Here is a 12,647-nt window from a genome sequence, read left to right on the forward strand (position 1 = left end):
TTTATGAAGCATTCTATTATATTAAAATCAAAATAGCGCCTGACACATCTATCTAAATAGCGATAATTTACTGTTACGTCTGCCTGAAATTATGCCTTAAGCATTAAGCTAAATATCACAGTGCAGGGCGCATCAATACCAAAGAAACCGGGTTTTTATCGAAATTAAAGGTGTAGATGCAGTATTTTCGCAAAAAAACCCGGTTTCTCACCACTCGCGCGTAAATCGCAGATCAAATACAGCAATCAAGATCGATCGTGTCACAAGCCAACTCTCAACAACAAACTCCTCTATTAGATGCCCTGCGCGATCGCACAAATCACCATCACGCACCATTCTACGCCCCCGGACACAAACGCGGACAAGGAATCTCTCAACAGCTAGTTGACTTATTCGGTGCCGCCGTATTTCGTTCCGATTTGCCGGAATTGCCGGAATTAGACAATCTCTTCAATCCAGAAGGTGCAATTGCTCAAGCTCAAGAGTTAGCAGCCCAAGCATTTGGAGCAGACTCAACTCGCTTTTTAGCCAACGGTTCGACTTGCGGAATTATCGCCGCCATTGTCGCGACTTGCGGCACAGGCGATAAAATTATCTTGCCTCGAAATATCCACTCATCGGCAATTTCCGGCTTAATTTTATCCGGCGCAATGCCGATTTTTGTTGATCCAGAGTACGATCGCACTTGGGATATTGCCAACAGCATCACCCCAGAAGCCACAGCAGCAGCCTTAGAACAACATCCCGACGCGAAAGCAGTAATGGTCGTCTACCCAACCTATCACGGCGTTTGTGGGGATTTGCGGGCGATCGCCAAAATTACCAATCAATACAACATACCCTTATTAGTAGACGAAGCCCACGGCGCGCACTTTAACTTCCACCCCAACTTGCCAGAACCGGCTCTATCAGCAGGGGCAGATTTAACAGTACAATCAATCCACAAAACCCTCGGTGCCATGACTCAAGCATCGATGTTGCATCTCAAGGGCGATCGTCTAGATATCCAAAAACTCGATCGAGCATTGCAGCTAGTACAATCCACCAGTCCCAGCTACTTATTATTAGCATCATTAGACGCCGCCCGCCAACAAATCGCCCTCCAAGGCAAGGAGTTAATGGCGCAAACTTTACATTTAGCAGAAAAAGCGCGATCGCACATTAGTCAAATTCCCGGCTTATCAGTTTTAGAACCATTAAATACGCCCGGTTTTGTAGCATTAGACAGAACAAGGTTAACAGTAAAAGTATCCGATTTAGGAATTACAGGATTTGCGGCTGATGAAATTTTACACTCCGAACTCGGAGTCACCGCAGAATTACCAATGCCGCAACATCTGACATTTATTATCAGTTTGGGAAATACAGAAACAGATATTGATAATCTCATTCAAGCTTGTACTCTTTTAAAAGTCACATCTGACACAATTGTCAATAAGTCTTTTATGGGCGGGCAAGATGCCCACCCCACAATCAAATTCACTCTTTGTGGAACAGGCATCTTGCCTGTTCTTGAAAATGGTGCAACATCTCACTTAGATGGAAGAAGTCAGAAAGAAGACGAGATTCTCTCCTTGCCCCGATTTTCCACTCCCCCACTCTCCCCCCGCGAGGCCTTCTTTTCCGCAGCGGAAACCGTAGCAATAGACAAAGCGGTCGATCGACTCAGCGCCGATATCATCTGTCCTTATCCCCCAGGAATACCTGTTTTGATGCCCGGTGAAATCATTACGCCACAAGCCCTTGACTACCTGCAACATATCATTGCAGCCGGGGGCAAAATCACAGGTTGCAGCGATCCCCGCCTCCAAACTCTCAGGGTTGTGCGACAGTAAATATTAAGACTTGAGGAAATACGGAGAATTTCTACTTCTGCCTGACTTCCAACTTCGATCTTGCTTCAATCTAAAATCTCAAATCTCAAATCTCAAATAAAACTATGCTTTGGCCCTACGTCACTCCTGGTATCCCAGACGATTTATTTGAACGTTTACCGGGAATTCCCATGAGTAAGCGAGAAGTCCGACTGCTGTTACTGTCCCACCTGCGGCTGCAAGCAGATTCAGTGGTGTGGGACATCGGTGCAGGTACTGGTACGATCGCCGTAGAGACAGGTTTGCTGTGTCCCAAAGGTCGGATTATCGCCGTAGAAAGGGACGAAGAAGTCGCAAGCTTGATTCGCCGAAATTGCGATCGATTCGATCTCAAAAACGTAGAAGTTATAGAAGGTAGCGCCCCAGAATGCCTCGAAAACCTCCCCGAACCCCCCCACCGAGTCTGCATCGAAGGAGGGCGCCCCATTAAAATGATTCTCAAGGAAGTCTGGCGGTACTTGCGGCCCAAAGGTAGAGTTGTCGCCACAGCATCGAATTTAGAGAATCTTTACGCGCTTTCCGAAAGCTTCGCCGAGTTGCAAGTTCGCAACATCGAGGTAGTCCAGTCCGCCGTCAACCGCTTGGAGACTCGGGGCCTGAGTCAAATCTTTGCCGCCGTCAATCCCATCTTTATTCTCAGCGGCGAAAAGCTCGATTAGTCATGGGGCATTGGGCATTGGGCATTGGGCATGGGGCATGGGGCATTGGGCATTGGGCATTGGGATTGGGCATTGGTCATTAGTCATTAGACTTAGATAGTGCCACACCCCATCAAAGATCCTCGTCTGGGCTTGAAGTATTTGGATGACTCAGAACTCAATACTAAATGTAATTCTTAACCTTTTTTACGTTCGCTTAACGTTCATACTTAGAATAAGGTCGATCGTAGCTGGAGCGATCGCCCGAGTTGAAATTTTGGAGCGCCAGTTGGGGATGCGGTTGGCTGTGCAAGCGAGAAACCCGTACCTTAACAATCCTTGCATCCGAAATCTCAAATAGACTGACCCGTACCCAAAACCACAATTTTAGACTAAGAGTTCAACCTCCCAGATTCATCTGCCCTTGTGAATCTAAAATCTAAAATCTAAAATCTAAAATCGACTGACCCGCCGTCTGCTGTGAGAATTCATTTTATGCCTTGGTCTCGTATCCTGAGTGGAATAGTTGCGATCGTCCTTGCTTTAGGAATGATTATTATGGGGGGATGGTACTTCACCCTGGGCTTTGGCGTCATCGTCTACCTAGGTCAATTGGAATATTTTCAATTAGCCCGGGCTAAAGGCATTGCACCCGCTGCCAAAACTACCTTAGTTGTCAGTCAAGGCTTGCTGATTACTGCCGCCTTAGCACCGCAACTCGTAGACGCCATGTTCCCCCTCGCCGGAACATTAATCTGTTTCTACCTGTTGTTCCAACCTAAATTATCGACGATCGCCGATATTGCCTCCTCAATTTTAGGATTGTTCTACGGCGGTTATTTGCCCAGCTATTGGGTACGGCTGCGAGTCGGCCTCGATCCAGCCAATCTGGCTACAACCCAATTTTCGCAATTAGTAGCAAGCAACGCGCCCGTTAATATTTACTCGTCCCAGTCTTGGACAAGTTCCAGCAACATATCTCTAGGATTTACTTCGCTGCTGCTGGCTTTCCTCTGCATCTGGGCTGCGGACATTGGCGCTTATTTTGTCGGCAAATTCTTCGGCCGCACTAGCCTCTCCCACATCAGCCCCAAAAAAACCGTTGAAGGTGCCGTATTTGGAGTTTGCGGCAGCATCGCCGTGGCCGTCGCCGGGTCTTGGTATTTACAATGGCCGGGTTGGCCCTATAGTGGCGCTGCTTTTGGTCTGTTGATTGGCGTTGCTAGCTTGTTGGGAGATTTAACTGAGTCGATGATGAAACGAGACGCCGGTGTTAAGGATTCGGGACAGTTGATCCCCGGTCACGGCGGCATTCTCGATCGCACGGACAGTTATGTTTTTACCGCACCCTTAGTCTACTATTTTGTGACTTTGCTATTGCCCGCGATCGAGTCTTTCTTTTGACAAGCGCGATCGAATTGGAGGAGTTCCGGCTAAGGCAAAACTCTAATTGAGCCCCGACAAACAATCTCCCCCAGACTCAAAATTAACTCCTCAATCTCGACTTCCGGCCCGAAATCAATTTGAAAATCATTGAAATCACTGCTCTTTAATTCTCGATCGATTTCGATTTCCGGTGCTTGAAACATCAATTCGCGACCGCTGGAAATCCGCAAACCAGTCCGCAATACCAAAGGAATTTGCGTACCGCCAGCGCGCAAAATACTCGCCGAAAGTGTCAACTTTCCCTGTTCAATTTTTATCTGCGAATTTTGCAACTTTAGCGACTTTTCGCTATCAGCCAGCGGCAGCATTGGCAGCAAAAATTCACTCAAAGCATCAGCCAGCAAAGGCGCTTTCAGCGACGCATTCAAATCGGCTTGACTGAGCCTCAAAACGCCTGCCACGGGAACCGATTCGAGCAGGCGCAGCGGTTTGCCTTTGAGAGCTTGACCGAGGTTAATGCGAATGCCGCAGCCCTCTATGGCAACTTCTGTTAAGTGTAATCCTTTATACACAGCACCGCGAGCGGCGGCCGTTACTTTGGGGATAGTACCGCTGAAAATTTGTCGATCGCTCCCCTCAATTTTCACCTTCAACTCGTCAACTTGCTGAACTTGCGATCGCAGCAACAACTGCACCGCCGGAGACAGCACCGAACTCGCGATCCGGCTGCCTGGGTTCGGCGGCGGTGTCCCCCCGTCCTCGTCAAGATTGGCACTCCCAGAAGAGCTGGCAGTGCTAGCTATATTGTCAAATAACACAGAGTTGCGATCGACAGTCATAAACAATTTGAAAATTACAAACCTTAATATTCAAACACAGAAATTTAACCAAGGATCTCTCCTAAGTTGGCCAGTTGTGCGATCCCGAGGTCAATTTCGCGATCGAGCGTATAAAATTAACCACCAGTACCGGTTTTATGGTAGTGTTGGTTCATGGTCGGGTCAGACCAACACATCTCAAACCAGCAACAAACCAACGGTGCAGGCAATAGCCTGCCGCGAGTATTTTCCTCGTAGTTTTTGCACAACATTCAGGGTTATGGCATAACGACAATCTTCACCAGGCGCAACGCCCTGTAACGATTGGTTAGCAAGCATTAGAATTTATTCCCAACCAGGAATTGAACATTGGCAGCATCGGTTAATCCATTAACCGTGTCGTATTTCCTCCCCCCACCGCTCTTTGTTGGCGGTTTCCACACTCCCGTCATGTCTGATGAAAGGCTGCAAAAAATCCTCGCCCAGTGGGGCATTGCTTCTCGCCGTCTAGCAGAACAGATGATTTTAGCTGGACGAGTCCGAATTAATGGCAATATTGCTCTTTTAGGGCAAAAAGCAAATCCCGATCGCGATCTCATCGAAGTCGATGGCATCCCAGTCAAACCAACGGATCGACCCGCTTGTGTCTATCTGTTGCTCAACAAACCCGCAGGTGTAGTTTCTACTTGCAGCGATCCCAGAGCTCGCTCGAAGGTTCTTGACTTCCTGCCGCCCAAATTGCGATCTGGTCAAGGCATCCACCCCGTAGGACGCTTAGATGCAGATTCCACAGGCGCACTCTTGCTCACCAATGATGGTAAGCTGACATTTTGTTTGACCCATCCGCGTCACTCGATCGCCAAAACTTATCAAGTTTGGGTGCTCGGCGATCCCCCGGAACCGGTACTGCAAGCGTGGCGTCAGGGCATTATCTTGTCCGGTAGAAAAACATTGCCCGCGAAAGTTAGAGTTCTTTCTCGTACCGGAGACCAAACTCTGTTAGAAGTAATTCTATCAGAAGGGAGAAACCGACAGATTCGGCGCACCGCCGAACAGTTGGGATATCCCGTGGTGCGCCTGCACCGCACAGCCATTGGCCCGATTGAATTGCAGCCGCCAGCGAGGCCAATATTGCCACCAGGCTGCTACCGACCCCTAGAAGATTCAGAAATTATTTTTTTATGGAATCTAGTCAACCTAACATCAATAAGCGTGCCAGTGAATCCCCAAAAGCACAGCATATGACAAAGAATTTATTGTTTTTATTCTTCAACAAAACTAAGCAGAAACTGCATTCCCAAGAGCCAGAATCACCTGAGAAAAAATTAGCTGAAATTGGCTCTAAACTCCGAGAGTACCGGGAACAGCAGTCGATTTCTTTGGACAAAGTAGCTGTGGTAACAATGATTCGGCGGAATCTGCTGCAAGCCATTGAAGACGGTAAACTCGACCAACTCCCCGAACCAGTCTACACTCAGGGTTTGATTAAACGGTACGCCGAAGCAATGGGTTTGGACGGAGCTCAGTTTGCTGACTTTTTCCCGCTCGAACCGCCAACGCGATCGTCCGCCAAGCTATCCGGGCTAAATCTGCCTCAGTTGCGGCCGATGCACCTTTATCTTTTTTACACATTTCTAATTATTTGTTCAGTCAATGCCTTATCTCAGTTAATGGGCGGTTCTGTGACTGCAAAAAACGGTGCAGGAACCAAAGAACTAGCGCTTCAGCAACAAGAACAAGCTCGTTTAATTGCTGAGGGGTCGAGCGCCTCAAAAAATCAGAAACCAGATAGCTACACCGCTGTGGAAGCAGCAAGAAGCGGTGAAAATGCAGGTAAATTTGGTAATAAACCAGTAATGGTTAACGTCACTTTTAAAGCCGAATCCTGGATGCAGATTGAAGTCGATGGTAAAACAGAGTTTGAGGGAACTTTACCTTCAGGAACTGTCCGCACCTGGCAAGCCGAAAAGCAATTGGTAGTTGTAGCTGGCAACGCGGGCGGGGTGATGGTTGCTGTTAATAACGGACAACCCGAACAGCTCGGAGCCCCGGGAGTCGCCAAAGAAGTTGTTTTTAAAGCAGACGAAATCAAGCCGACCGCCAAGCCCAAATAATGAAGGTTAATTGGTAATGGGCGATCGGTAATCGGTAATCGCTGACAGTGCACAGCTTTTAATTACAATGTCTGTCTTGACTGACTGATTACCTATTACCCATTACCCATTACCGATTTTTGTTCAATTTTTTTGAGGTGTGCGCCCGCAAATGTAAGTCATTGTTTTGAGCCGATCGCGCACATCCCAATTCAAAGCTTCCCGGCGATAGCGCCAGCCCCAATTTCCGTCTGCTTTCCCCGGAAAATTCATCCGCGCGTCGGTATCCAAACCCAACAAATCTTGATAGGGAACAATTGCCAAATTAGCAATAGAAAACCAACCCATGCGGATTAAAGACCAGTGAATGCCTTGGGGTTCGATGCAGCCCAAATAACGCAAAACCTCATCTCTTTCGTAGTTTTGCAGTTGATTGAACCAGCCAACAGTCGTGTCGTTGTCGTGAGTGCCCGTGTAAACTACGCAGTTACGAACATAATTGAAAGGCAAAAAAGGATCGCCTGGCCCAGCGCCGAAAGCAAACTGCAAAATCTTCATTCCCGGAAACTCGAACCGATCGCGCAAAGCTTCCACTTCCGGAGTAATTACCCCCAAATCTTCAGCAATAATCGGCAAGTTGCCGAACTTCTCGTTAATAACCTCAAACAAAGCCGTTCCCGGCGCATTAATCCACTCTCCATCGATCGCAGTTTCCTGCCCGCGCTTCACCGCCCAGTAAGCATCAAATCCTCTAAAGTGGTCGATCCGAGTCACGTCTACATAAGCGAAAATCGCCTCAAAACGCTGCACCCACCACTGAAAATTAGTTGCTTCCAAAGCCTCCCAATTGTATACGGGATTGCCCCACAATTGACCTGTGGAACTGAAGTAATCCGGGGGAACACCTGCCATTAAAGCTGGTTCTCCACTTGCTTCGTCCAAGCAAAATAACTCAGGATGCGACCACACATCAGCGCTGTCGTGAGCTACATAAATCGGAATGTCGCCAATAATTTTAATCTCGCGCAGATTCGCATAGCGTTTCAATTCTGTCCACTGACGGAAAAACTCGAACTGGACGTATTTGTAGTAATAAATCTCAGTATGTAGCTGCTGCCGCCATTTTTCTAGCGCCTCGGGTTGGCGTCGGGCAATTTCTGGTTCCCAAGTGTGCCAGCTACTGCCGTTGAAGCTGTCTTTTAGTGCCATAAATAAGGCATAATCTTCCAGCCAACTGGCTTTGCTGTCACAAAAAGCTGAGTATTCTCTTTGCTGCACCGGCGATGCTTTGGCTTTGAAGTTTTCGCAGGCTTTTTTAAGCAGGGGTATTTTATGAGCGATCGCGCGATCGAATTCTACTGTATCGAGGGGAAATTCCGGCGAACGATCTAAATCTTCATCGCTGAGCAATTGCTCGTCCCGCAGGATTTCCGGACTCAGCAGCAGCGGGTTTCCTGCCATTGCTGAATAGCAAGAATAAGGAGAATTGCCGTATCCTGTCGGGCCCAGCGGCAATATCTGCCAGTATTGCTGGTCGCTCTCTACTAAAAAGTCAATAAAACGATATGCTTCTATTCCCATATCCCCTACGCCAAATCGGCTGGGAAAAGATGTCGGGTGAAGTAAAATGCCGCTAGCTCGGGGAAAAAGCATAATCTATCTAAAGATATAGGAGTTAAACATTGACAATTTGACCGATGTTCCCTACAGGTTAAACTTCGCAGTTTGTAGGGCGATTGTTATGGCCAATACTTTTGCGATTGTCTCATATTTTTTGCGGAACTTGCTTGCTAAATATTTGTATCAAAATCTCATCACAAATGCCGATCGCCAAACACCGAGCTTTCCAATTAGGGACTTGCCCCACGCAGGCAATTGCCTGGATACTAAATATTTCGATCGATCGCACAATGGTTGGTGGGCAAGTTTATTTATAACTTTTCTCTAGCTGTGGCCTGATCTGCCTCCAGTCGTAAATTGCACTCTCCGGGGCAAACTCAAGGCGATCGGAGCGATCGCCCCCCGCGCACAAAGATGCCGACTGTTTTTGTATCTCCAGAAACAGTCGGCTGCGAAATTAGCGGTGAAGAGGCTGAGTTTAAGCTTGCTTGTTCAACATTTTCTGCACTTGTTTGATAGCTACAGCGCCGACGTTGTAAGCTGCCCAGCCGCCCGCTAACAAGACGGGCATCAATACTATCAGTATGCGGAAGTCAAAATCCATGAGTTATCCTCCTAAAGTTTTTTAACAAATTCTCATAATCTATTTGTATCTCATTTTGTCGCTATTCTCCTGACTCTTTAAGCAAATATTGTCGCCGCCGACCAAGTTTCTCCACAGCATCCGCCGGATACGCAGGAGGACAGCGGGCTGCTGGAATTGAGCTGATGGAAACCCGCGGGGAGGGCCAGTGGAGCCTCTGGCGACACCCATTATCCCACAATCTGTCTGGCAATCCCTTCGACGACCTGAGTTAGAGGATCGTTAGGGAAGTGGAGCGCAAACACCCCCTTGCTCGCCAGCAGCATCATCTTGTCGCTGTGGGGGAGCACCCCCGCCACTGGGATATTGTAAATACTCTCTACTTGCTGCTTCAAATCATCGAAATCCAGAGACTCTGGAGCTTTATTGATCGTCATCAAAATCTTGGGAACTTCTAATTTGCGCGCCACATCTACCGTGACAGCCGTTCCCTGAAAATCTTGCTGATCCGGACGCAGAATCAGCAGCAGGATGTCGGAAATCGTAATGCTCAGCAGAGTTTCTTCGTTGAGCCCCGGGTGGGTGTCGATAAATAGGTAGTCCAAGTCGAGAGCGTCGATCAGTTCTTGAAAGCCGTCGGTAAGCAGCCCCACGTCGTAGCCTTCGCGCAAAACTCGCGCTATCTCTCCTGCTTTAATGCTCGAAGGAATCAGGTAGAGGGTGCCGTTGGTGGCTAATTTGGGCAGCAGCGAACTCACATCGTAGGCCGTATCCGCGATCGGACACCGCCCCCACAGGTAATCGTTCAGACAGCGATCCATGTTGCTCTCGCTGAAACCGAACAGCACGTGAATCCCGGGTGATTGAATGTCTGTGTCTACAATGGCGACCCGATTTCCGCCGCGAGCAATAATAGATGCCAGGTTTGCAGTCGTGTTCGATTTGCCAGTTCCACCCCGGTAAGAGTGGACAGAAATGATTTTAGACATGATATGCGTATTGCAAAGATTGAACAATTATCTATTTAAGTCTAGTCATTGATTGACTTTGAAGTTCTGTATTAGGCCTTACTTTTATAGAGACCGATTGATGATTTATGTCCTCTCTAGGTCAAGACGCGATTGTTAACCTTTTTGTCCCAAGATAACCCGCAAGGGCTAAGCAATCTCCGCATCTATTTTTCACATCATCGTTGTACCTTCAGGAATTTCTTCACCCCAGTCTATTGCTCTATAGGTGCGAGCCTCCGGAGCAGATTCCGCAGGGTATCAATCAGACTCAATAATTGCGGAATTAATCAGAACCTAATAAAACTATATTTTACAACTAAAAGTAATTTTAACAACCTTCTTCATCTAGAGATAGATGGTACAGTAGTTTGAGCGTCCGGGCTAACAGCGTACCCAGGGAAAATACAGCCGAGTCTCAAAAAGATGAGCTATGTCTGGTAATCGGGAAAAAGGTAATGGGTAATGGGTGATTGACACGACACCATCTGCGGCACGAGCCAAGCTGTTTATTGATTGCGTTTTTCTTTTATTAGCGATTGCCTTTTTCCCCATTACCCTAAACCTCCGTGAATATGGGAGATCGAACTGCTATAAGTGATATTTTAATAGGTCGGGGTTAAGGATCGTCTCTTATCTCCTGCACCCGAGCAATAGCTTACGACACCCCAAGCCATCTCTCTATCTGTGTTACACAGTCACGAAAGAATTCATGACTGTATAATCCCCAGCCTATTGGGTCATATTTGACTGTAGTTTTTCCAACTATCAGGGCAAGAAACGGCGACAATAAATTATGATACAATGTCTGATACCGTCGAGTTTGTCTTTTATTATTCCTTGCCTCCCAAATCCTCCTTACCTGCTAAATTATCAGTCTTTTGATCTTCGATCTTTTTTTCTTGGCTCCGGCGCTGTCGCATCTGTTTTGCCTTAGCTTGCAAATCGCTGAACTCCTCATCGGGTTTAGTTTCGCTCCCGCTAGAAGTGCCGCCTGCATCGATCGCACCTGTTTTTGAGGCGTTTTCGGCAGCAGTCGCGGCGGCGCGCTGCTTCTGCTGTTTGGCTTTTTGCTGCAACTGAGCTAAGTATTCGTCTGGCTGACTTTCTGCTTGGGGAAGCTCGGGGACACTTGCAGTTATTTCTTGGGGTGGGGAAGGTGGTGGTTCAGAGGTTTCTTTTTTGCTAATTCTCAGTTTATCTTTCTTTTGCTGCAATTCCTTAAAGAAATCAGATTCGGTAATTTCTGCGACTTGCTGTTCTTTTTTGGCTTGGTCTATTTCGATTTTGAAGACTTGTTTGACTCGATCGCTAATTGCTTTCCCGTACCCAGCTTTATTAAATCTGTCTGCCGATATAATACTGCCACCAGTGAGGATTAATGCTAAGGCTGGGGCTGCCACAGGCACCCACCCTCCCAACATAAAAATCCCAAAGCCGATCGCGCAACACCCCGACAGAAGCCCTCCAAATGCCAGTACCAACTGCGCTGGGTGAGCCATCCGCGACGCCACGGCTCCTCCCACAATTGACCATCCCGAAATCCACAGAACTTCTGCCCATTCCGGCCAAAACCAAAACATCTGTCTCTGGTCTAAAACAGCACTCAAAAGTTGGCTGATTACTTGGGCGTGCGCCACAATACCCGGCATGAATTGGTTATTTTGCTGTTGCGCGCTGTAAGGAGTATAAAAGTAATCTTTAACCGTTTCTGTGGTGTAACCGATGAGAACTATTTTATCTTTAACTAAATTTGGATCTACTTTTCCTTCTAAAATATCAGTAATTGTGACTTGCTTTGCGACTTGCTGCCGCGCACGATAGTTAATTAGTATTTGATATCCCCTGACATCGGCATTGCTGTATCCTCCGTCATTATTTTCTAGTTGTTTTAATTGGGTTTTTCCCAGCCATAGAGATTGGTCTGGTGCCAGTTCAGGCAAGATTTTTTGCCCTTGCAGGTAGCGGAGTGTTAGCTGGAGGTTAAAGGAAAATAAAACCTGAGAACTGTCATTGCAAAGATGCTTGTCGGCTGAGGACGTACCCTCAATTGTCGGCGGTTTCATAAATAATAAAGCCCTGCGTAGTATGCCGCCGGGATCGACTCCAAAATCTGCAAATCCCACCCGGTTTTCTGGCATTCCTGGCGGCGGCGGAGAACCGGGATTGTTGGGGCTGCCGTCGGTGACTAAACATACCCCAATAATTCGATCGCTTTTTTGTAAAACTTTAGTTAATTCCTCGCGCCCGTCTCCTAAAGGTACGTCTCGCAGCACGTCTAAGCCAATGACTGCCGGCTGCATTTTTTCGAGTTTTTGTAAGATTTCAGCTATTTTGCGATCGGATATCGGCCACTGCTTCAGTTTCTGAATGTCTGCCTCGGTAATCCCCACAATTAGCAAGCGCGAGTCGGGCTGGGAATCGGGACGCCACCTCACCATTTGGTCGTAGGCGGTTAATTCAATTGGTTCGAGTATTCCTAGCTGTCTGCCCCCCACCAAGGATAACGTTACTGCCGTGCTAGCAATTAATACCGACCTAGCAAAGAAGAGTGATGATTTATACTTTTGACTGAATTGAGCCGCTGCCGATCGCATTTTGTTAAATATTTTAGTCATGAGCCCACCA

Annotated in this window: 12 protein-coding genes; 7 read left to right on the forward strand and 5 right to left on the reverse strand. The window is 47.5% G+C overall.

Features of this window, described 5'->3' with window-relative positions:
- Positions 1–257: 257 nt before the first annotated feature.
- The 4 genes from QZW47_RS06390 (at position 258) to QZW47_RS06405 (ending at position 3,916) form a co-directional block, all read left to right on the forward strand.
- The gene (locus tag QZW47_RS06390; protein ID WP_293125212.1) at positions 258–1,835 is read left to right on the forward strand and encodes an aminotransferase class I/II-fold pyridoxal phosphate-dependent enzyme; all 1,578 of its coding nucleotides are present in this window, start codon (positions 258–260) and stop codon (positions 1,833–1,835) included.
- Between the two features lie 104 nt (positions 1,836–1,939).
- Entirely contained in the window at positions 1,940–2,533 is a 594-nt protein-coding gene (cbiT, locus tag QZW47_RS06395; RefSeq protein ID WP_293125214.1) for a precorrin-6Y C5,15-methyltransferase subunit CbiT, read from the forward strand.
- Positions 2,534–2,678: 145 nt separating this feature from the next.
- Complete coding sequence (locus tag QZW47_RS06400; RefSeq protein ID WP_293125216.1) at positions 2,679–2,873, forward strand: hypothetical protein; 195 nt, start codon at positions 2,679–2,681, stop codon at positions 2,871–2,873.
- A 134-nt stretch (positions 2,874–3,007) separates the two neighbouring features.
- The gene (locus QZW47_RS06405) at positions 3,008–3,916 is read left to right on the forward strand and encodes a phosphatidate cytidylyltransferase (protein WP_293125218.1); all 909 of its coding nucleotides are present in this window, start codon (positions 3,008–3,010) and stop codon (positions 3,914–3,916) included.
- 29 nt (positions 3,917–3,945) lie between these two features.
- Here QZW47_RS06405 and QZW47_RS06410 read toward each other — a convergent pair whose 3' ends face one another.
- Positions 3,946–4,737 carry a DUF2993 domain-containing protein gene (locus tag QZW47_RS06410; protein ID WP_293125220.1) on the reverse strand — a complete coding sequence of 264 codons (792 nt, stop codon included), beginning with the start codon at positions 4,735–4,737 and terminating at the stop codon, positions 3,946–3,948.
- A 429-nt stretch (positions 4,738–5,166) separates the two neighbouring features.
- Here QZW47_RS06410 and QZW47_RS06415 point away from each other — a divergent pair, with 429 nt between their 5' ends.
- Together QZW47_RS06415 and QZW47_RS06420 are read left to right on the forward strand one after the other, a co-directional pair.
- The gene (locus QZW47_RS06415; protein ID WP_293125624.1) at positions 5,167–5,961 is read left to right on the forward strand and encodes a pseudouridine synthase; all 795 of its coding nucleotides are present in this window, start codon (positions 5,167–5,169) and stop codon (positions 5,959–5,961) included.
- On the forward strand, positions 5,958–6,830 hold the full coding sequence (locus QZW47_RS06420) for a RodZ domain-containing protein (protein WP_293125222.1): 873 nt from the start codon (positions 5,958–5,960) through the stop codon (positions 6,828–6,830). Before QZW47_RS06415 ends, QZW47_RS06420 begins: the two co-directional genes overlap by 4 nt.
- 123 nt (positions 6,831–6,953) lie before the next feature.
- On the opposite strand, the gene malQ is transcribed toward QZW47_RS06420, so the two are convergent.
- Complete coding sequence (malQ, locus tag QZW47_RS06425; protein ID WP_293125224.1) at positions 6,954–8,462, reverse strand: 4-alpha-glucanotransferase; 1,509 nt, start codon at positions 8,460–8,462, stop codon at positions 6,954–6,956.
- Positions 8,463–8,550: 88 nt separating this feature from the next.
- Here malQ and QZW47_RS06430 point away from each other — a divergent pair, with 88 nt between their 5' ends.
- Positions 8,551–8,757 carry a hypothetical protein gene (locus tag QZW47_RS06430; protein WP_293125226.1) on the forward strand — a complete coding sequence of 69 codons (207 nt, stop codon included), beginning with the start codon at positions 8,551–8,553 and terminating at the stop codon, positions 8,755–8,757.
- Positions 8,758–8,907: 150 nt separating this feature from the next.
- Here the strand turns inward: QZW47_RS06430 and QZW47_RS06435 are convergent, their stop codons facing one another.
- The 3 genes from QZW47_RS06435 to QZW47_RS06445 all read right to left on the reverse strand — a co-directional run bounded on the left by QZW47_RS06435 (position 8,908) and on the right by QZW47_RS06445 (position 12,637).
- A complete protein-coding gene (locus tag QZW47_RS06435) occupies positions 8,908–9,033 on the reverse strand; it encodes a photosystem II protein Y (RefSeq protein ID WP_293125228.1) in 126 nt (41 codons plus the stop codon).
- A 209-nt stretch (positions 9,034–9,242) separates the two neighbouring features.
- Positions 9,243–10,001, reverse strand: coding sequence for a MinD/ParA family protein (locus tag QZW47_RS06440; RefSeq protein WP_293125230.1), 759 nt, complete (start codon positions 9,999–10,001; stop codon positions 9,243–9,245).
- 851 nt (positions 10,002–10,852) lie between these two features.
- Positions 10,853–12,637, reverse strand: coding sequence for a CHASE2 domain-containing protein (locus QZW47_RS06445; RefSeq protein ID WP_293125232.1), 1,785 nt, complete (start codon positions 12,635–12,637; stop codon positions 10,853–10,855).
- Between the last annotated feature and the right edge of the window lie 10 nt (positions 12,638–12,647).

The organism is Microcoleus sp. bin38.metabat.b11b12b14.051 (assembly GCF_013299165.1).
Classification (GTDB): Bacteria; Cyanobacteriota; Cyanobacteriia; order Cyanobacteriales; family Microcoleaceae; genus Microcoleus.